This is a genomic window from Halococcus sp. IIIV-5B, from assembly GCF_003602035.1.
GTDB classification, from domain to species: domain Archaea; phylum Halobacteriota; class Halobacteria; order Halobacteriales; family Halococcaceae; genus Halococcus; species Halococcus salsus.
Genome location: NZ_QZWE01000005.1, coordinates 77,364 through 97,035, shown reverse-complemented (window position 1 = coordinate 97,035; position 19,672 = coordinate 77,364). Strand labels below are relative to the sequence as shown.

Here is a 19,672-nt window from a genome sequence, read left to right as displayed (position 1 = left end):
TTGGATAGCCTCCGAGAAGGCCCGCAACCGACTAAAAGTTTATTACAGACGATCGAGTGGGTCGACGAATGGACCGCGGTGGCGGGCGGCTCGGACGGCGAGGGTTCCTCGCGCTCGGTGTGAGCGCGGGCCTCGCTGGCTGCGTAGGCGGTGGCGGTGGAAGCCCGAACGATTCGACCACAACGCGCGATCGGGCATCTAGCGAGTCGACCGTCGTCCAAGCGCCGTCCAGCACGCCCGCGACGACGGGAACGGATGGGGAGGGATGGGAACCCGTTCGGATCGATTCGGAACGAAACGAGCCACAGACGACGGCGACTATCGGCAGCGGCAAGTCGTTGGGCGGCTTCACGGTCTGGAACGACGCCGAGACCACCCGAGCGGTCGCTGTCAGCGTTCGCAGACGGAGCTCCGGGACGGCCTCGTTCGCGGAGACCTACCGGCTCGAATCGGACGCCTACGTCAGTATCGACATCTCGACCGCCGGCGACTACCTCGTCAGCGTCGGGCTCGCCAACGACGACCCGGAACACATCGAGTTCACCGTCGACGACTGTAACGAACAGGGCCTTAGCGTCGCGGTGCGGTCGAGCGGGAAGGTGGAGTGGTCGAGTATGTCGACGTTGGTGGCGTGTATGACGGTCACGCTGACAGCGGGCCGGGATACGTCGACCGACGAGGGTTCATCGGGCGGGTTGGCGACGACACGACGAACCGATAACTAACGTCCGCGATCAACGCTTTTCGGAGTCTCGCGAGCCGTTCCTCACCGCCGATGGTTCGAGGGACTACCGTTCTTCGCTGTCGAGCACGCGGATCTGGTCGCCGCGCACGGTGACCGGAATCGGGACGGTGGCCTCGTAGAGCTCGACGGTGACCTGGTCCTTGCCCTCGTCGATGCGCTGGACCTGGGCCTTCTCGCCCTTGAACGGGCCGGCGATGAGTTCGACGATGTCGCTCTCGGCGATCCCCTCGACGTCGGGTTTCGGGGAAAGGAAGTGTTCGACCTCCGCGATCGAGGACTCGCCGGGGACGAGGTTGCGGGCGTGGGGGATCTCGTCCATCACGCGTTCGAGGATCGCGTAGTCGTCGGCTTCGACCATGACGTAGCTCGTGAGCGACTCGGGGGCGAGCGCGGCGTGAACGCTCGGCTCCTCGCGGTTCATGATCATGTCCGCGACGGTGCGTTCCTGGCTCGCGGTGGTCTTGACGGCGTACATCCCCATTTCAGAACAGCCCCGGAAGCGTGTTCATGATGGTGAAGATGACGTACCCGATAAAGCCGATGAGGACGATACCCGCCCCGGCGATCAGGGCGATCCGGGAGAACTCCTCCCAAGACGGCGTGCTCGCGAGCTTCAGCACCCGAGTGTAGCTCCCGAGGTCGTATTTGATGTCCATTTGGGCCCGCTACTTCCCCGAGGGGTATCTATCTTGTGTCATCTCCTCCACCACCGTATCGAGAAGTTGATAAGAACTGGTTCGAAACGAGCCCGATGAACCTTCCACGGTCGTCGGGACGCGTGTCGAACCGTCGCGTGACGTTCCTCGCGGTGCTCGTGGTGGTCGCGGCGGCGTCCATCGGTGTGGGCGTCGTCGGCGCGCAGTCGGGCACGACCATCGATTCGTGTACGACGATCGATTCGCCCGGAACCTACACCCTGAGCGCCGACCTCTCGGCCGATTCGACGTGTATCCGGATCGCCGCGAGCGACGTCACCCTCGACGGGAACGGACACACGATCGAGGGTGGGAGCTCCGGGGTCGGCGTCGAGGCCTCGGGCGATTCGACCCTCTCCGGGGTCACCGTGAAGAAGGTCGAGACTACCGGCTTCACCCGCGGTATCCTGTTCGAGAACGCCGAGGACGGGACGATCGCCGGGAGTACGACGACCGGCGCGACCGAGGGCATCACGCTCCTCTCGACGGACGACACGACTATCAAGGGAAGCACGGCCACCGGCAACGCGCTCGGGGTCGAACTCCGGAAGGCGAGCGGGAACACCATCACTGGGACCACCGCGAACGACAACAAGTACGGCCTCCACATCGAGCGCGGCAGCCGCCACAACGAGTTCACCGACGACATCGCCTCGGGGAACGCGCTCTGGGACTTCTACTCCGACCGGTACAGCCCCGGCGTCGATTCGGATACCAGCGTAACCGACCTCGACATGGGCTCGGTCACCGTCGACCTCTCGGGGACGAACGTCGGTGCGCGCGCCGAGCCGGTCCCGGGTGACGGCCCCTCGGGTCAGCAGGCCGTCGGTACCGGCGTCCGGACCACCGACTACGGCGAGGGGTCCGAACTCTCACTGACGATCCACTACACCGACGGGAACGTCAGCGGCGTCGACGAGTCCTCGCTCGCGCTCTTCAGCACCGACAGCGGCGACTCGTGGTCGGCGCTCGACTCTTCGTCGGTCGACGCCGGCGCGAATACCGTCTCGGCGACCGACGTCCCCCATCCCGCGACCATCGCGATATTCGGCACGACGGGCGACTCGGGGTCGTCCGGCAACGCCGACGCGTCGGCTGACACCGGTTCGTCGAACGATTCGGGCTCGGCGGCCACCGACACGGCAACGCCGACGGCCACCGCGACCGCGACACCGACGGCAACCGCCGCACCGACAGCTACCCTCACTGCGACGTCGACAGCAACGGAGACGTCCACCACAACGCGAACCGCAACGGCGACAACGGCGACCGAAACGCCGACCGAGTCATCGGCTCCGACGACGACGGTCCCGACGGCCGACACCGCCGACACGACGGCGGTTTCGGCGTCGGGTTCGACCACCGCGGCTGGGACCGAACGGGCCGCGGCCACCGGGCCGAACGCCAGCCCGACCTCGTCGAGCAACGGCCCCGGATTCAGCCTCGTGGCTGGTCTGGGTGCGCTGCTCGTGGCCGCCGTGCTGGCGGTTCGGCGCGACCGGTAATCCTTCCCGGGGTTTCTCGCGATACCCTCGAGTCCACGGTGTCGCTGCTACGCGATTGATGAACGCAAAAAACCGATGGGCGTTCCCGTTCGCCAGTCCGGTTACTCGACGTAGTCGATGTCGGTGTCGACCTGGCCGGCGGTCTCGGCGGCGAGGTCCGAGCGACCGTAGATCTGGGGCGAGTCGACGCCCGTGACGACGATCATGGTCTCCATCTTGCCCGAGAAGCTCTCGTCGACCGACGCGCCCCAGATGATCCGGGCGTCGGGGTCGATCCGGTCGTAGATCTCCTCGACGACGCCCTCGGCCTCCTCGACGCTCATGTCGGGGCCGCCGACGACGTTGACCAGCGCGGAGCTCGCGCCGGTGAACTCCACGTCGAGCAACGGCGAGCGGAGCGCCGACCGAATGGAGTCCTGAGCCTTGTTCTCCGAATCCGACTCCCCGAGGCCGATCATCGCGACGCCGCCGTTCTCCATCACCGTGCGAACGTCGGCGAAGTCGACGTTGACCAGCCCGGGCTTGGTGATGAGTTCGGTCATGCCCTTCACCGAGCGCATGAGGACGCGGTCACAGATCGTGAAGGCGTCCTGAAGGGGCAAGTTCGGCGCGTACTCGAGGAGCCGGTCGTTCGGGACGACGATCACGGTGTCCGAGACGGCTCGGAGGCGTTCGAGGCCCGCGTCGGCGTTCGCCCGCCGGCGCTCGCCCTCGGCGGTGAACGGGATGGTGGCGATGGCGATGGTGAGCGCGCCGGCCTCCTGGGCGGCCTCGGCGACCACCGGCGCGGAGCCGGTCCCGGTCCCGCCGCCGAGCCCGGTGGTGACGAACACCATGTCGGAGCCGTCGATCGCGCCCTTGATGTCCTCGATCGTCTCGCGCGCGGCCTCCTCGCCGATCTTGGGGACCGAGCCCGCGCCGCGACCCCCGGTCCGATCCCGGCCCATCAGGATCTTGGTGTCAGCCTGGACCTGCTCGACGAGGTGCTGGGCGTCGGTGTTGGCGGCGACGAGCTTCGCGCCGTGGATCCCCTCCTTGGCCATCCGCGTCACCGTGTTCGACCCCGCCCCGCCACAGCCGAACACCGTGATCTGCGTTCTGAGGTCCTCGACGACGCCCGCGAGCTCCTCGTCGCTCATCGTGCCGGCCCGCTTCTCGCCGGCCGGCGTCTCCCCGCTCCCCTGGCCCTCGTCCGACTCCTCGATGGCGTCCTCGATGATCGAATCCATTTGTGTCGGAGTCACGGACGCCGCCTATTTATCTTTCCCCTTCTGTCCGGTGAATGTCACTCCCGACGGGCGAACCGACGGACGTGTTCGGTGTGGACCGCCTCGGGCGGTATCGTCCGGCCGTCGACCGTCACCGCCTCGCCGTCGGCGAGCGCCCCGAACTTCGGTCCTTCGGGAACACCCAGCTTCGCTGCCGCCGCCGGGTCGAAGGCCGTCTCACGGACGACGAGGTCGCCGTTCCGCCGCTCGACCGACCCGTACTCCCGTTCGAGGAGGTCGGCGAACCCGTCGACGATCGAGTCGCGGTCGTCCCCGCTGGCGAGCAGCACGCGGTCGGCGAGGCGGGTGCCCGATTCGTGGGTGTCGACCGCGAGCGCGTGCCGCTCGACGACCTCACGAGCACCCTCGCGGTCGATACCCTCGACTTCGGCCACCAGTTCCGACGGCAGGCGGTCGACGACCGGATCCACTGGGTCCGCGAACCCATCGCCGTCCGTTCGAGCCGGCTCCCCGAACCGGAGACCGTCGTCGACGGTCCCCAGCTCACGTTCGGCGCGCTCGACGAGCGCGAGCGGGACGCCGGTCGTCTCGCGGAGCCAGGTCTCGCTCACCACCCGGTAACCGAGCTCCTCGACGACCGCCCGAAGGTCGGGTTTCGTCCCCTCGACGACGGCTCGGGTCGCGCCGCTGCGTTCGAAGGCCCGCTCGACGGCGTCGGTGTGGTTCTCGACGGCACCCATCGCGTCCAGCGCCCAGTCCGCACCGATGTGGCCCACCGCCCAGTCGGTTTTCCTCACTACTCGCTCGAATCGCGGGACGTAGTGACCGCCGCCGAACCCGACGACCTGGCGCTCGCGGTTTGGGGCCGTTCCGTCGAGGTCGAGGATAGCTTTCGCCACCGCCCGCGCGCCCGCGGGGTCGTCCCACTCCTCTTCCGAACTCCCCAGCTCGACGAACAGCGAGGGACAGCCGACGTCGGTGGGACCGTGGTGGGTACACTCCATCCCGACATCGTAGCTCTCCGGGGCGTGCGCAGTGAGGGTACGAACGACGCGGGCGTGGACGTTCGGTGCGGCCTCGGCGAACGCGTTCGCCTCGCCGCCGAACTCCGCGGGACCGAAGTTCCCGGTGTGGTGGGCCGTCAAAAATCGGCCGGTGTCGCCGGCGTGTTTCGAGGCGAACACAACGAGGTCGGGGTCGTCGAACGCGTCGGCGACTCCCTCGATGTCGAGGTGGAGCGCGTCGAACTCGCGGAGTTCGAAGCCCGTCTTCCGAAGAACGGTGCCGCCACCGTCGGCGTCGGTCCGTGTGTCGTCCGTCTCGGTGGTCCACTCCGCGAGGTCGCGGAGCTGTTCGCCGATGTGGCTCGACGCCCGGTCGGCGCGGCTCACGACGATACCGATCATACCGGCTACAGCCGTCTCGCGGGCTAAAGCCCCGCGATCCGTGGATGGGATCGCTTAATCGATTCGGACGCGAAATTCGGCCGTGTTTCCTTCGCCCTCCCTCCCGGTCGCGACGGTGCCGCTCGACCGGGCGGGGATCCTCGTGGGGTCGTTTCTCCTCCTGCTGGTCGGTGCCGAGGTCTTCACCAACGGCGTCGAGTGGCTCGGTCAGCGCCTCGGGATCTCCGAGAGCGCCACCGGGTCGATCCTCGCGGCGCTCGGCACCGCGCTCCCCGAGACCCTCATTCCCGTGATCGCCATCCTCCAGGGCGGCAGCGCGGCCGACGACATCGGCGTAGGCGCGATCCTCGGTGCGCCGCTGTTGCTCGCCACGGTCGCAATGTTCCTCGTCGGCGCATCGGCCTACCTCTTCGCCGGTCGCCGGGAGGCCGACGAGGCGGTCCGGTATCCCCCCGAATCCACCGAACGCGACCTCTCCTTCTTCCTGTTCGCCTACGTGCTCGCGGTGGCCGCGGCGTTCGTCCCCTCCCATCTGGTTTCAGTTGGGATCGCGGTCGTGCTCGTCGGGCTCTACGCGGTCTACGTCCATCGATCCGTGCGGAGCGGCGACCTCGTGGACGGGGACGATATGGACGACCACTACCTCGGGAAGATCGTCGAGCGGGGTCTCGGAGCCGCCGGTATCGAGAGCGAACGCGACAACGGTAGCGACCCCCACTCGCTCCTCGTCGGGCTCCAAACGCTCCTAGCGCTCGGGTTCATCGTGCTCGGCGCGCAGCTGTTCGTGACCGAGATCGAGTTCTTCTCCGAGACGGTGCTCTCGGTGCCGGCGGCGGTAGTCTAGTTGTTGCTCGCACCGCTGGCGACCGAACTCCCCGAGACGTTCAACAGCGTGCTCTGGATGGCCCGCGGGAGCGACACCCTCGCGCTCGGCAACATCACCGGCGCGATGGCCTTCCAGAGCACCATCCCCGTCACCCTCGGGATCCTGTTCACCTCGTGGGACCTCAGCCTCCAGTGGGGCACCACGGGCTTTCTCAACGCCCTCTCGGCCGTGCTCGCGCTCGTGAGTGCCGGGCTGGTCTACCGCCGGGTGCGGTCGGCCGACGGCCGCGAGCTCCGGCCCGCACCGTTCCTGCTCGGTGGCGTCCTCTACGTCGGGTTCGTGGCGTTCGCGCTCTACGCCGTTCTCGTACTCGGTGCGAGCACTGCGTAGCGTCGCGGACGCAAGCGAAACCGCTTAACCGATCCCCAGCAGAGCCGGGGCCATGACTTCGGTGCTCGTGTCCGGGCTCCCTCTTGCTCTCGTCTCCGGGGTTCTCGGGAACACGATTCTCCTCGTCGGTTCGTTCGTCCTCCTCCTGCTCGGCGCGGAGATCTTCACCAACGGCGTCGAGTGGCTGGGCCAGTACCTCGGCCTCGGCGACAGCGCGACCGGGAGCGTCCTCGCGGCGGTCGGCACCGCGCTCCCCGAGACCCTCATCCCCGTCATCGCCATCCTCAGCGCGTACCTCTCGGGCGAGGGCAGCGAGTCCGCGAGCGACATCGGGGTGGGCGCGATCCTCGGGGCCCCGTTCCTGCTCGCCACGATCGCGATGTTCCTCGTCGGGGTGAGCGTGCTGGTCTTCAGCGGCCGGCGCGACCACGGCAGCGAGTTCTACGTCAACGACGAGTCCACCCAGCGCGACCTCTTCTTCTTCTTCGTCGGCTACGTGCTCGCGGTGGCCGCGGCGTTCGTCACCGGTATCGCGACGGTCGTCATCGGCGCGTTCCTGGTCTTCTGGTACGGCCTCTACCTCTACCGCACCATCAGCGCCGACGACATGGTCGAGGGCGAGGAGGAACTCGACCCCCTCTATCTCGGTCGGGTCGTCGAGCGCCTCGGTGGCGGTCCGGCCACCGACGACGGCCGCGGCGAGGACCCCGCCGGCTGGACCGTCGGGCTCCAGACCCTGATCGCGCTCGCGGTGATCATCGGCGGCGCACAGCTGTTCGTCGGCGAGGTGAGCTACTTCTCGAACCAGGTCCTCTCGATCCCCGCCGCGGTCCTCTCGCTCCTGCTCGCGCCGTTCGCCACCGAACTCCCCGAGAAGTTCAACAGCATCATCTGGATCGCCGACGACAAGGACACCCTCGCGCTCGGCAACATCACCGGGGCGATGGCGTTTCAGGGCACCCTGCCGGTGACCCTCGGGATCCTGTTCACCACCTGGGACCTCACCCTCCAGTGGGGGACGACTGGCTTTCTCAACGCCCTCTCGGCCGTGCTCGCGCTCGTGAGCGCCGCGATCCTCTACGTTCGGGCGCGCCGGGACACCACGGACTCGATGCACCCCGCCCCGTTCCTGGTCGGGGGGCTGTTCTACGCCCTCTTCATCGGTATCGTGCTCTATCACGTCTTCGTGATCGGGCTCTCGGGCGTGCCCACCCACTGAGGCTACCGCGTCTCGACGTCGAGGTCGACGGGTCGGCGCTCGCCCTCGATGTCGGCGACGACGCGTTCGACGACCCGCTGGCCCTCGCGCTCGATGACGGGTTTGACCTTCTCGACCACCCACGACAGTGAGACCAGTCGGGGGAGGTCGAAGTTCGAGGGGTTCACCGAGTCCGTGTCGTACTCGACCCGGAAGTGGACCGTCGAGGCGTGCTCGCGGCCCTCGGGCGGCTCGCGCTCCTCGACCGCCCAGTGGCCGTTGGCGTCGATGTCCTTCACGACCCGCCAGTCGATGCGGTTGGGCGGGTCGGTGTCGGTGACCCGCGAACGCGCGGTGTAGGTGAGTTTCCACCACGCGAAGTGGAGGTCGTAGGTCGTACCCGCCGAGCCGTCGCCGTGGCGGTCGACCCCACGCAGGTGCTCGGAGTAGCGCGGATACCGCGGAAAGTCGATAAGCACGTCGTAGACCTCCTCCGGCGGGAGGTAGACGACCGTGCTGATATCGATGGTGTTCACGGCTCAGTCACGACCGCCGGGGGCCTAAGCGTTGCCGTGTTCGACGGTTTCGCTCACCCGGCCGACATCGGGAAATAGATAGGGGCTCGCTCACAACCGACGCGGTAGCCGATGAACGCCCTCCCCGCCGGTTCGAACCGCAGTCAGAGCACCCTCGCCGCCGTCGTTCTCGCGGCGCTCGCCGTCCTCGCCCTCGCCGTCGCCCCGGTCGGCCTCGCGGGCGCACAGCCCGCCGGCGCGACCCCGGTGAACGCGTGTACCACCATCGACACCCCGGGACGATACGTCCTCACCGAGAACGTCACGGGCGACGTCGCGGACGAGGACGAGGCCTGTATCGAGGTCACGAGCGGAAACGTCACCCTCGACGGCGCGGGCCACTCGGTCACGGGAACCGGGACGGGCCACGGCGTCGAGGTCGACGGCGCGCAGACCCCGGTCACGAACGTCACCGTCGAGCGCCTCCACACGAACGAGTGGACGGTCGGGGTGTTCCTGCTCGGTGTCGACGAGAGCACGGTTCGGAACGTCATCGCCAACGGCACCATCTCGGGGGTCTCGCTCGCACAGTCGGGTGAGAGCCGGGTCGCCGATACCACCGCGTACAACAACTCGATAGGCGTCGCGGTCGGTGGCGAGAGCAACAACAACACGGTCCGGAACGCTGTCGCAGTGCAGAACAAGTGGGGGATCCACTTCGAGCGCGAGAGCGGGAACAACACCGTCCGGAACAGCGTCGCGCGCAACAACTCGAACTGGGATTACTACGGGATGCGTAACCGCGGGCCGAACACGGTCTCGAACCTCGAACTCTCGACGGCCACCCTCTCGTTCACCGCACAGAACGTGGCGTTCAGGTCCATCACCGACCCGCCCGCGCTCCCCGCCGGCACCGCGAACCGTGGGGCCTACGTCGAGGCCTTCGCCGCCGCCGGTGACTCCTCGCTCTCGTTGACGATGGACGATGGAGCAGGCGGCGGTGCGGCCACCCTCTGGCGCGCGAGCCAGGGAAGCTGGTCGCGGGTGCCGGGCGCGACGAGCGACGGCGGCACCGTCTCGGGGGCCAACCTCACGGCGTTCGGGGTCTTCGGCGCGCTCTCGGACAGCGGCAACGGCGGCCCGGCGAACGTGACGGCCAGCGACTCACCCTCGGTCCAGCGCACGATGACCACCGTTCCGGGGAGCGCCGCCACGAGCACGGCGACACCGGCTACCACCGACGCGACGGCGGCCACGTCCGTCGGCTCGAACGCCACGGGGGCCGCCGCGGGAGCCAACGGATCGACGGCCGCGGACGAAAGCACCGACCAAGTGGGGTCCGAGCCGGGGACGGCCGCGTCGAACGGAAGCGCGAACGGGTCGGCAGCCGAGACGGCCGCCCCCGAAACCGGGGACGCCGGCGGCCTGCTCTCCTCGACCGTCGGCTGGGCCAAGGTCATCTTCGCCGCGGCGGCGCTCGTCGCGCTGGTCCTGCTCGGGACGGTCGTCGTGATCCGGCGTCGTCGTGGCCGGAATCGCGGATTCTGACTCCCACACGGCGAACTGGAACGCGCGGCTTTCGACCCGCGTTGCCGGGGAAGTCCGGGACGACTACATCTGTCTTCGTATTGATGTTATCTCGTTAACCGATTCTGTGGGCGATACCGCACCGTACCGCCCGCTCCCGCCACTCGCCCGGTACAAATGAGAACCGCCGCCGCCCCGCTACCGCCCCGCACAGGCCACACGCCTCCCCAGCCGACTGCGCTCCTCGCTCGTTTCACTCGCTTCGGTGCTCATCCCTCGCACGCCGATTCGCGGCCGGCGCTCGCTGTCGCTCGCGTCGCCCGCGTGCGCGCGCCACAGCACCCGTACCGCCTCGTCCCAACCGCCACCGTAACCCTCCCAGCAATGTCGCGTCACGACCGACAGTATAACCCGCCGGCGACCGGAGACTCGGGTGATGCTCGAAGGAGCGAACGTCGCGCTCGGGGTCTCGGGATCGATCGCGGCGGTCAAAACTGTGGAACTCGCCCACGAACTCCGGCGGCGCGGGGCCACGGTGCGAGCGGTGATGACCGGGAGCGCACAGGGGATCGTCCACCCGTGGGCGATCGAGTTCGCCACGGAGAACCCGGTCGTGACGGAGATCACGGGTCGGATCGAACACGTCGACCTCTGCGGTCGCGACGGCTGGGCGGACGTCCTCCTGGTCGCCCCCGCGACCGCGAACACGGTGGGGAAGATGGCGGCCGCGATCGACGACACCCCCGTGACGACGACCGCGACCACGGCGCTCGGGGCGGACCTCCCGGTCGTGGTCGCGCCCGCGATGCACGAACCGATGTACGACCACCCCGGCGTGGCCGAGGCCATCGACCGGGTCGAGTCGTGGGGCGTCTCGTTCGTCCCGCCGCGGATCGAGGAGGGCAAGGCCAAGATCGCCTCGATCGACGCCATCGCGCTCGCGACCGCCCGCGCCACGAGTGACCACCCGCTCGCAGGTCGGCGCGTCGTGGTCACCAGCGGCCCCACCTCGGAGGCCATCGACCCGGTGCGAACGCTCACGAATCGATCCTCGGGAAAAACGGGGCGGGCCGTCGCGCGGGCGTGCTACATCCGCGGCGCGAACGTCACCCTCGTCCACGACGGGCCCGAGGTCCCCTCCGCCGACGTCGAACCCGTCGAGAGCGCCGCCGAGATGCTCGCCGCCGTCGAGGGAGCGGTCGAGAACGCCGACGCGCTGGTCTCGGCGGCGGCGATCGGCGACTACACCGTCGAGGCCAGTGCCGAGAAGATCCGCTCGGGTCGGGAAGGGCTGACCCTCGACCTCGAACCCACCCCGAAGGTGCTCGATTCGGTCCGTGAATCCCACCCGGACCTCCCGATGGTCGGGTTCAAGACGGAGACGAGCGGCGACGACGAAGCGATGGTCGCGGCGGCCCGGAAAACGCTCTCACGGGTCGACCTCACCTTCGTGGTCGCCAACGACGCGAGCGTGATGGGAAGCGACCGAACGCGCGCGCTCGTGGTTCGCGAGAACCGCGTCAGGGAGTACGATGGCGACAAGTCGGGCCTCGGCGCGCGGGTCGCCGACGAGCTCGCGGCCGAACTCGATTGACTCAGTTCACCGCGTTCTCGTCGACGTAGATCTCCATCGTGGAGATCGTACAACCGCTGTCGTAGGAGAAGCGCTGGACCTCGTGGCGCTCGTAGCCCGAAAGCGAGCTCTCGATGTCGGCCACGCTGGCGTAGGACTCCCCGCACGAGTCCGTCTCGCCGAACGCGACCACGATCGGCGGGCGGTCCTCGCCCCGGACCAGTCGGTCGAACGCGGCGGCGTCGTCGGTGCTGTTCGACACCGCGCCGTCGGCCTCGAAGTACCACGAGAGCGGCAGCCGACGGAACCAGTTGAGGTCGGCCGGCGGGCTGTCGTCGGCGGACTCGTTCCCCGCGAGCTCGTCGCCGTCGAAATCGGGGTTGTCGCCGTAGTAGAGCACGTCGGTGCCGTCGTTCGTCCGGATAACCTCTTGAAGTTCGCCGAGCAGCGGTTTCATCTCGCTCGACGACTGGGCGTACTGGACCAGTGCGTTGTCGGGGTTCTGGTCGTTCTCGAAGGAGGTGTCGTAGACCGCGAGCCCGGTGTGGGCGGCGACCATCACCAGCACGAGACCAGCGAGGAGTCCGGCGAGCGCGTCCCGGTTCAGCGTCGGTGAGCCCTCGCGAAGCGCGTCGAGTCCGCCGGCGTCGCGGAGCCCCTGGAGGGCCACCCGACCGACCGCGGCGACCCCGACGGCGGCGGGGACCACGAGCGGCACCGCCACGTGGATCACCTCCCAGGGGAACGGGTTCGCCACGGCGATGGGATAGCCGAGCGCGCTCGCGAAGCCCCAGTAGAAGGTGAAGGCCACGACGTCGCGGGGGCGCTCGCCGGTGTAGCGATCGAGGAGGAAGCCCACGACCGCGAAGACGAGCACGAAGAGCGCCCCGGTCTGCAGTGCGGGCCAGAGCGCCCCCGCCGCCGAGAGGTACGACCCGCTGTTGCCCGCCCCCCAGTGACCGACGAAGGCGGTCCACGACCCGAGGGTGGCCTCGCGAACGAGGCCCGCGAGCAGCGTGGGGTCGGCGAGGGTGTCGCCGATCGTCGGCTGGGCCCCGGCCGCCTCGCCACGCGGCGCGTAGAAGAAGACGACGATCGCGAGGAACTCGACGAACAAGAACACCGCGTGGGGCCACCACTCCCGAACCCCGTACCGAACCCGCCGTCTCAGGTCGGCGATCGTGGGACCGATGTCCGACTCGCGAACCCGATGGATCAGGAGTCGTCGGTCGACTAGCAGCGCCGTCGCGCCGACCCACGTCACCGCGTAGATCACGGCGTTCTCCTTCGTGGTGAACGCGAGCGCGAAGAAGGCCACCCCGAGGTAGACGAGGGCCGGCCGCCGGTCGTCGATCGCCCGGACGAAACAGCCGAACGCGACGAGCATGAACCCCGCGAGCAGCAGGTCGTTACGGTAGAAGCGCGAGTAGTAGACGAACAGCGGGGCGGCGGCGAGCACGACCGAGAGCGCCACGGTCTCGGAGTCCCGGAGCCGACGGCGGAAGAGGAGCGCCGCGAGGGGAAGCAGACCGCCGACCAGCGCGACCACGAGCCGCATCGAGAAGTCGGAGGCCCCGATCAGACTGAACACCCAGCTGTCGACGATGGTGATGAACGGTCCGTGGACCACGGGTCGATACCAGTAGACCCCGTTCTCCATGTAGCGGTAGGCCCAGTAGGCCACCCGGGCCTCGTCCTGGTGGGCGACCCGCGCGCCGAGTTCGACCAATCGAACCACGAGCGCGAGGAACGTGACGACCCCGACCGCGAGGGTGGTTCGTCGGTCGCGGTTCACCCCTCGTCCTCCTCGCCCGGCGACTCGGGTCGGGATTCGCCGGTGTCGGGCCAGGTCGCCTCGCCCGCGAACGCGACCCCCATCCGTTCGGCGGCCTGCGAGATGACGTGGGCACCCGTGGGGGCGGTGATGAAGAGGAAGACCAGCCCAACGAGCGCGATCAACCCCGCCCCGCCGGGTGCCGCGGGCCCGAAGTAGACCACGCCCGCGAGGAAGAACGACGCCGCCCCGAGGGTGGTCGCCTTCGTGGTGGCGTGCATCCGGTTGTAGACGTCGGGCAGCCTGACGAGACCGAGGGTCCCGACGACGAGGAAGAAACACCCGATACCGATCAACACCGCGACGATGGCTGCGTGGATCGTGTTCATTCGATGATGTCCCCTTCGGTGACGTAGCGAGCGACGGCGATCGTGCTCACGAACCCGATGATCGCGAGCACGAGGCTGACGCTAACGAAGAATCCCTGATTCGTCAGGAGCGCGAACAGGACCGCGACCGAGACCACGTTGGTGGCGATGGTGTCGAGCGCCACCACCCGGTCGGGGGTCGTCGGCCCGCGGATGACCCGATAGCCCGCCACGAGCGTCACGAGGGTCGCGACCACGAGCCCCACCTGTATCACGGTCGTGAGGAACGCGGGCGCTTCAATCGCCACGCGAACCACCTCGTGGGCGGGGCGGCGTGTCGTCGGGACTCGCGTCCTCGTCGAAGATGACGAGGGCGTAGTCCTCCCACCGGCGAACGGGCTCGACGACCCCAGACCGGTTCTTACCGGTGATCCCGTGGACGTAGAGCGTGTTCGACTCCTCGTCGTAGTCCATCGTGAGCGTCCCCGGGGTCAGGGTGATCGAGTTCGCGATCGTCGTCACCGCGGCGTCGGTCTCGACCCGGAGCGGGATCGCCACCACGTCGGGGTCGATCGGCATCGACGGCGAGAGGACCCGATAGACCACGTCGAGGTTCGCCACGATGAGCTCCTTGGCGAACAGCGTGAGGTAGGCGATGGCGGCCGGGAGCACGCGGACGGTGCTCGCGAACGCGAACTCCTCGGCGTAGAACCGCCGGAAGACGAACGCGATCGGGAGGCCGATCAGGAGTCCGATGACGAACTCGCCGAGGACGTAGTCCACGCCGAGCTCGACGCCCCGGACGAACAGCCAGAGTACGGCGAGCGTGACGCCGATGACGGGCCAGCGCTTCATCCGCCACCCCCGAACACCGCGCCGACGTACTGGCCACGGGCGAGGGTGGCGTCGGCCGCGGCGTTCGCTGCACGCCAGACCGGGTCGAAGCCGACCCCGACGACGACCAGCGACGCCGCGAGCACCACCACGACGCCCACCAGCACCGACGAGTAGCTCCCGTGCTCGACGGGCGCGGTCGCCGCGCCCCAGAACCCACGGTTCCAAGCGCGCGTGAAGTAGGCCACCGTGAGTATCGCGCCGACCACCGAGAGCGCGAGCGCGAACGCCGCACCCGGCTCGCCGGCCGCGCCGGCGTGGGCGGTGGTCTGGAAGACGAGGAACTTGCCGAAGAAGCCGATCAACGGCGGGATGCCGATGAGCGAGAGCATCCCCACCAGGACCGCGATGGCGAACAGCGGGGTGCGCTTCGCGAGGCCGCCGAGTTCGGCGAAACGCACCGTCCCGACCGCGTCGCCGACCGTCCCGCTCGCGAAGAACAGCATGGCCTTCGCGAGCGCGTGATTGAGCGCGTAGACCAGCGCGGCGGCGATCCCGAGCGCCCTGACGCTCGGAACGGTGGCGGCGACCGCGAGCGGGAGCACCACGAACCCGATCTGGCCGATGCTCGAGTAGGCGAGCACGCCGTCGAAGTCGTCACGGCTCACCGCGGCGACCCCTCCGAAGAGGATGCTCGCGGCCGCCACCGCGAAGAGGACGGGGCCGAGGAAGGAGAGATAGGAGTTCCCGACGAAGCCGGGAAGCCCGAGGCCGTCCGGGAGGCGCGCGGCGGCGAAGACGGTGAAGTAGAGCCGGATCACCGCGTAGATGCCGACCTTCTTGACCACGCCCGCGAGCATCGCCGCGACCGGCGCGGGCGCGGCGCGATAGGCCGCCGGCACCCAGAACTGGAAGGGAACCACGCCGATCTTGAGCGCGAACACGCAGAACAGCAAGACGGTGATCCCGAGGACGGGGACGGGGTCGATGCCGTACTGGGCGGGGTTGGCGAGCCGACGCGCCATGTCGGCCATGTTGAGGGTCCCGACCGTGGCGTAGAGGCCGCCGATGGCGACCAGCATCAGCGCGCTCCCGAGGAGATTGAGCACGGTGTAGGTCAGCCCGGCACGGGTGTGCTCCGGCCCCGAGTAGAACACCACGAGAACGTAGCTCGACAGCAACAGGACCTCGAACCAGACGAAGAGGTTGAAGAGGTCACCCGTGAGGAACGCGCCGGTGACGCCGGCCACGAGGAGGTGATAGAGCGGGTGATACGAGACCCGCTGGGCGTGCTCGCTCATGAAGCCGACCGAGAAGACCACCGCCGCCAGCGAGACGACCGCGGTGATGGCGAGCATGAAGACCGAGAGCGCGTCGGCGACGAGCGTGACACCGAAGGGCGCACGCCACGCCGAGAGCTGATAGGCCAGGATCGACTGGCTCGCGACCCGCTCGGCGAGCACGACGACGCTTACGAGGTAGGCGAGCGCACCCGCGAGGCTGACGGCGGTGCGGGCGCGCGGGAACCGACGGACGAACAGCGAGACGACCGCCGTGACGAGCGCGACCAACAGCGGCGCGATCACTATCTGGGCCACCATTCAGCTCTCACCGCCCGTCTCGCCGAGTTTCTGGAGGTCGATCGTGCCGTGCTCCTCGTGGATCCGGTAGGTCAGCACGAGCGCGAACGCGGTGGTACCGAAGCTGATCACGATGGCGGTGAGCACCAGCGCCTGGACCAGCGGGTCGGTGACGGTGTCCGGGTTCTCGACGGCGTGGCCCGAGATGATCGGCGCGACGCCCGAGAGCCCACCCATCGTGATGAGGTAGACGTTCGCGGCCTGGGAGTAGATCACCACGCCCCAGACCACCCGGAGGATGTCGCGTCGGAGCACGAGGAAGGTGCCGAAAGCGAACAGGAGCCCGAGGACGACCGCGAGCACGAACTGGGTCATTCCGCACCCACCACCGTGAGCACCGTGAGCAGCGCGCCGACGACCACGAGGTAGACCCCCAGGTCGAAGACGAACGCGCTCGCGAGTTCGAGTTCGTGGTAGACCGGGAGGTCGTGGAGGAAGACGACCGTCTGGGTGAGGAAGGGGAGCCCGAAGACCATCGCGACGAGGCCGCTCCCGACGGCGAGCGCGAGGCCGAGCGTGAAGACGAGGCTGTTGTCCGTGACGATCGTGAAGGCGGCGGCGACCGCACCGTCGGTTTCACGACCGAGGAGTTCGCTCTCGATATAATCGAAGCCGTAGATGATCATGAGGAGGGCGAAGGCCACCGCGGTGAGCACGCCCGCGATGAACCCGCCGCCCGGCCGGTTGTGGCCCTGGAGGAGGAGCGCGAACGCCGTCAGCAGTATCAACGGGAAGACGATCCGGCTGACGGTCCGGGCGATCACGGTCGCGTCGCGGGCGCTCACGACGACTCACCCCGACCCCGCATCGCGATGAGGGTGACGACCGAGATCGCCGCCATCGCGACCACCGATATCTCGCCCAACGTATCGAGGGCTCTGAAGTCGACGAGGATCACGTTGACGATGTTCCCGCCACCGCCGCCCTCGGGCAGCGGCGCGGTCTCGACGAAGAAGCCCGCGATCGTGTCAGGGCTCGGCGCAGTCGCCACCAACACCGTGAGACAGACCGTGAGCCCGACGCCGGCGGCGAGCACCGCGTCGCGGACCACGTTGCTTCGGGTCGCCTCGCCGTAGAACGCCGGGAGCTTGTCGAGCACGAGGAGGAATATCACCAGCACGAGGGTCTCGACCACCAGCTGGGTGAGCGCGAGGTCCGGCGCGCTCGACAGCACGAAGAAGAGCGCCACCATGAACCCGAGGATGGAGAGCGTGAGCACGCCCGCGATGTGCGAGGGGGCGATGCCGATCGCCGCCGCCGCGAGCACCGCCACCGCGAGGATGACCACCACGGGAGCCGTGACCGAGAGGCCGGTGAAGGCGGGGAGCGAGACCCCGGCCGCGACGTAGCCCGCGAGCACGAGGAGCACCGTCGACCCGAGCAGCCACACCGCGGCGGTTCTGAACCGCCCCGTCTGGAGCCGCGGGAGCGAGACCGCGCTCGCGCGTTCGAGCCCGACGACCGCGCCGTCGTACCACCACGTCGCGGTCGCCGGCCCCTGCGAGAGCCGCCGGACGCCGTCGGCGAGGCGGTCGTAGAACGGCGAGAGGGCGATCCCGGCGGCGATGGTGACCGCGCTCATCGCGACCGCCGGCGAGAGGTAGGTCGGGAGGTAGACGCTCATCGAGTGGGCCTCGCCCGCGACGGTGCTCGCGAAGGCCGACTGGACGATGGTGTCGACGGCGAGCTGGGGGTCGATCCCGACGACCATCGCGAGCCCGGCGAGGACGGCCGGCGGCGCGACCAGCGCGTAGGAGGGCGAGTGAACCGCACCGAGCGAATCGGGTTTCTCGCCCATGAACAGCCAGAGGAACCGGATCGAGTAGAGGAAGGTGAAGACGCTGCCGACGACGGCGACGACGGGGAAGGCCCACGCGAGCCCGCCGAGTTCGTGGGCGGTCTCGTAGGCCGCCTCGTAGAGGAGTTCCTTGGAGTAGAAGCCGTTGAACGGCGGGACGCCGGCCATCCCGAGCGCCGCGATGGCGGTGATCACGCCGACCAGTGGGAGGTCGTGCCGGAGGCCGCCGAGCTCGTCGAGCGCGCGGGTCCCCGCCTCGTGGGCGACGATCCCGGCGACGAGGAAGAGGGTGGCCTTGAACAGCGCGTGATTCAGGATGTGGAACGCACCGGTCTCGGCCCCGAGCTGGTTCGTAAAGCCGAAGCCGGCGGTGATCAGCCCGAGGTGGGAGGCCGTCGAGTAGGCGAGGAGCTCCTTGATGTCGGTCGCGCCGAGCGCGCGGATCGCGGTGACGGTCATGGTGAGCAGGCCGAGGCTCGCGAAGAGCACCATCCACTCCTCGCCGGTGAGGAGCGGTCGGGTGCGGCCGACGAGGAAGACGCCGGCCTTCACCATCGTCGCGGAGTGGAGGAACGCCGAAACCGGAGTTGGAGCTTCCATCGCGCTCGGGAGCCAGAAGTGGAGCGGGACCTGGGCGGATTTGGCGGCCGCACCGAGCGCGACGAGCCCGAGCACCGGGAGGAACAGTCCCGTATTGCGGAGGGCGGTCCGCATCGCCTCGGCGTTCGCGATCATCGAGTCCGGGCCGCCGATGAGGGTGAAGGTGGGAGCGCCGAAGGCGACCTCGGAGGCGTACGCGAGCAGGATGAAGCCGACGAGCATGAAGAGCCCACCCGAGACCGTGACGATGAGCGCTTGGCGGGCTGCGGACTGGGCGCTCTCGGAGTCGCGGTAGTGGCCGACGAGGCCGAAGGAAGTGATCGAGGTGAGTTCCCAGAAGACGAACAGCGCGATGAGGTCGGAGGCGAGCGCGACGCCGAGCATCGAGCCCATGAACGCGAGCAGGGTTGCGTAGTAGCGGGCTTTGCCGGGTTCGTCGTGCATGTAGCCCGCCGAGTAGGTGAAGATCAGAACGCCGACGCCGCTCGCGAGCAGCGAGATCAGGAGGGAAAGACCGTCGAGGTAGAGCGTGAGCGAGATCCCGAGCGTCGGGATCCACGGGAGCGTGACGGGTCCCTGGGTGCCGTACTGGCTCGCGACCAGTCCAAAGGAGACCAGTGCGACCAGCGCGGCGAACCACGCCGTCCGCTCGCCGAGGGCACGGTAGACGAGCGGCGCGAGGAGCGCGGCGAGAAACGGGAGCCCGAGCGCCGCGAACAGCGCCATGCTACTGGGATCCGTCCCCGTCTGGGCCAGCGTGAGTGCGATGCCACCGGATCCGGGACGCCCGACCACCGTCGGAACACCATCGGCGACCGCCGTCGGGAGCGCCACGGAGAACACGTTAGTAATCGCTTTCCCCCCGACTTAACCGTTCTCAAAATCCTCGCGGGGGATCGGCCACGGGCGACCGATCAGTTCGGTGTCCGCGCTCGATGAATCAAGAGGATCGTTCGCCGAAGCGATCTGTATCGTCGGTATACGTTCTGAACGTTTATACCGGATAACGGGACCACCGACGGTAACGCACCAGTTCGGGGCCGGAGCGC

Annotated in this window: 21 protein-coding genes; 7 read left to right on the top strand and 14 right to left on the bottom strand. The window is 68.6% G+C overall.

Going from position 1 to position 19,672, the window contains the following annotated elements; translation table 11 throughout:
• Positions 1-68 precede the first annotated feature (68 nt).
• Entirely contained in the window at positions 69-725 is a 657-nt protein-coding gene (locus tag D3261_RS05620) for a hypothetical protein (protein WP_120070046.1), read from the top strand.
• Positions 726-788: 63 nt separating this feature from the next.
• On the opposite strand, the gene D3261_RS05615 is transcribed toward D3261_RS05620, so the two are convergent.
• Positions 789-1,226 carry a transcription elongation factor Spt5 gene (locus D3261_RS05615; RefSeq protein ID WP_120070043.1) on the bottom strand — a complete coding sequence of 146 codons (438 nt, stop codon included), beginning with the start codon at positions 1,224-1,226 and terminating at the stop codon, positions 789-791.
• 1 nt (position 1,227) lies between these two features.
• Positions 1,228-1,401 carry a protein translocase SEC61 complex subunit gamma gene (locus D3261_RS05610; protein WP_007692286.1) on the bottom strand — a complete coding sequence of 58 codons (174 nt, stop codon included), beginning with the start codon at positions 1,399-1,401 and terminating at the stop codon, positions 1,228-1,230.
• 95 nt (positions 1,402-1,496) lie between these two features.
• Here D3261_RS05610 and D3261_RS05605 point away from each other — a divergent pair, with 95 nt between their 5' ends.
• Positions 1,497-2,945, top strand: coding sequence for a NosD domain-containing protein (locus D3261_RS05605; protein ID WP_120070040.1), 1,449 nt, complete (start codon positions 1,497-1,499; stop codon positions 2,943-2,945).
• A 101-nt stretch (positions 2,946-3,046) separates the two neighbouring features.
• Here the strand turns inward: D3261_RS05605 and ftsZ are convergent, their stop codons facing one another.
• Positions 3,047-4,174 carry a cell division protein FtsZ gene (ftsZ, locus tag D3261_RS05600; protein WP_120070037.1) on the bottom strand — a complete coding sequence of 376 codons (1,128 nt, stop codon included), beginning with the start codon at positions 4,172-4,174 and terminating at the stop codon, positions 3,047-3,049.
• Between the two features lie 56 nt (positions 4,175-4,230).
• On the bottom strand, positions 4,231-5,580 hold the full coding sequence (locus D3261_RS05595) for a D-aminoacyl-tRNA deacylase (RefSeq protein WP_120070036.1): 1,350 nt from the start codon (positions 5,578-5,580) through the stop codon (positions 4,231-4,233).
• An 82-nt stretch (positions 5,581-5,662) separates the two neighbouring features.
• Between D3261_RS05595 and D3261_RS05590 the strand changes: the two genes are divergently transcribed.
• The 3 genes from D3261_RS05590 to D3261_RS05585 are packed head-to-tail and all read left to right on the top strand — an operon-like array spanning position 5,663 to position 8,015.
• Positions 5,663-6,424, top strand: a complete 762-nt coding sequence (locus D3261_RS05590) for a sodium:calcium antiporter (protein ID WP_233553899.1) — start codon at positions 5,663-5,665, stop codon at positions 6,422-6,424.
• Positions 6,425-6,796 carry a hypothetical protein gene (locus D3261_RS20650; RefSeq protein WP_233553898.1) on the top strand — a complete coding sequence of 124 codons (372 nt, stop codon included), beginning with the start codon at positions 6,425-6,427 and terminating at the stop codon, positions 6,794-6,796.
• Between the two features lie 52 nt (positions 6,797-6,848).
• Positions 6,849-8,015 (top strand): sodium:calcium antiporter, encoded by a 1,167-nt coding sequence (locus tag D3261_RS05585; protein ID WP_120070033.1) that lies wholly within the window; start codon positions 6,849-6,851, stop codon positions 8,013-8,015.
• 2 nt (positions 8,016-8,017) lie between these two features.
• On the opposite strand, the gene D3261_RS05580 is transcribed toward D3261_RS05585, so the two are convergent.
• A complete protein-coding gene (locus D3261_RS05580; RefSeq protein WP_120070031.1) occupies positions 8,018-8,530 on the bottom strand; it encodes an SRPBCC family protein in 513 nt (170 codons plus the stop codon).
• 111 nt (positions 8,531-8,641) lie between these two features.
• Here D3261_RS05580 and D3261_RS05575 point away from each other — a divergent pair, with 111 nt between their 5' ends.
• Positions 8,642-10,057, top strand: a complete 1,416-nt coding sequence (locus D3261_RS05575) for a NosD domain-containing protein (protein ID WP_120070028.1) — start codon at positions 8,642-8,644, stop codon at positions 10,055-10,057.
• Positions 10,058-10,234: 177 nt separating this feature from the next.
• Here the strand turns inward: D3261_RS05575 and D3261_RS19680 are convergent, their stop codons facing one another.
• A complete protein-coding gene (locus tag D3261_RS19680; RefSeq protein ID WP_147464931.1) occupies positions 10,235-10,432 on the bottom strand; it encodes a hypothetical protein in 198 nt (65 codons plus the stop codon).
• Between the two features lie 40 nt (positions 10,433-10,472).
• Here D3261_RS19680 and coaBC point away from each other — a divergent pair, with 40 nt between their 5' ends.
• Complete coding sequence (gene coaBC, locus D3261_RS05570) at positions 10,473-11,630, top strand: bifunctional phosphopantothenoylcysteine decarboxylase/phosphopantothenate--cysteine ligase CoaBC (RefSeq protein ID WP_120070026.1); 1,158 nt, start codon at positions 10,473-10,475, stop codon at positions 11,628-11,630.
• Position 11,631: 1 nt separating this feature from the next.
• On the opposite strand, the gene D3261_RS05565 is transcribed toward coaBC, so the two are convergent.
• Genes D3261_RS05565 through mbhE form a run of 8 tightly spaced genes read right to left on the bottom strand, consistent with a single transcriptional unit; the run spans position 11,632 to position 19,466 of the window.
• On the bottom strand, positions 11,632-13,404 hold the full coding sequence (locus tag D3261_RS05565) for a flippase activity-associated protein Agl23 (protein WP_120070023.1): 1,773 nt from the start codon (positions 13,402-13,404) through the stop codon (positions 11,632-11,634).
• Entirely contained in the window at positions 13,401-13,772 is a 372-nt protein-coding gene (gene mnhG, locus D3261_RS05560; protein ID WP_120070020.1) for a monovalent cation/H(+) antiporter subunit G, read from the bottom strand. The genes D3261_RS05565 and mnhG overlap by 4 nt, the downstream gene beginning before the upstream one ends.
• Positions 13,769-14,068, bottom strand: coding sequence for a monovalent cation/H+ antiporter complex subunit F (locus tag D3261_RS05555; RefSeq protein ID WP_120070018.1), 300 nt, complete (start codon positions 14,066-14,068; stop codon positions 13,769-13,771). The genes mnhG and D3261_RS05555 overlap by 4 nt, the downstream gene beginning before the upstream one ends.
• The gene (locus D3261_RS05550; protein WP_120070015.1) at positions 14,049-14,606 is read right to left on the bottom strand and encodes a Na+/H+ antiporter subunit E; all 558 of its coding nucleotides are present in this window, start codon (positions 14,604-14,606) and stop codon (positions 14,049-14,051) included. The genes D3261_RS05555 and D3261_RS05550 overlap by 20 nt, the downstream gene beginning before the upstream one ends.
• Positions 14,603-16,186, bottom strand: coding sequence for a complex I subunit 5 family protein (locus D3261_RS05545; protein ID WP_120070012.1), 1,584 nt, complete (start codon positions 16,184-16,186; stop codon positions 14,603-14,605). The genes D3261_RS05550 and D3261_RS05545 overlap by 4 nt, the downstream gene beginning before the upstream one ends.
• Positions 16,187-16,540: a sodium:proton antiporter gene (locus D3261_RS05540; protein ID WP_120070011.1), complete on the bottom strand. Its 354-nt coding sequence runs from the start codon at positions 16,538-16,540 to the stop codon at positions 16,187-16,189.
• Positions 16,537-17,010, bottom strand: coding sequence for an MnhB domain-containing protein (locus D3261_RS05535; protein WP_120070009.1), 474 nt, complete (start codon positions 17,008-17,010; stop codon positions 16,537-16,539). The genes D3261_RS05540 and D3261_RS05535 overlap by 4 nt, the downstream gene beginning before the upstream one ends.
• Complete coding sequence (mbhE, locus tag D3261_RS05530) at positions 17,007-19,466, bottom strand: hydrogen gas-evolving membrane-bound hydrogenase subunit E (RefSeq protein WP_120070006.1); 2,460 nt, start codon at positions 19,464-19,466, stop codon at positions 17,007-17,009. The genes D3261_RS05535 and mbhE overlap by 4 nt, the downstream gene beginning before the upstream one ends.
• Positions 19,467-19,672: the final 206 nt, after the last annotated feature.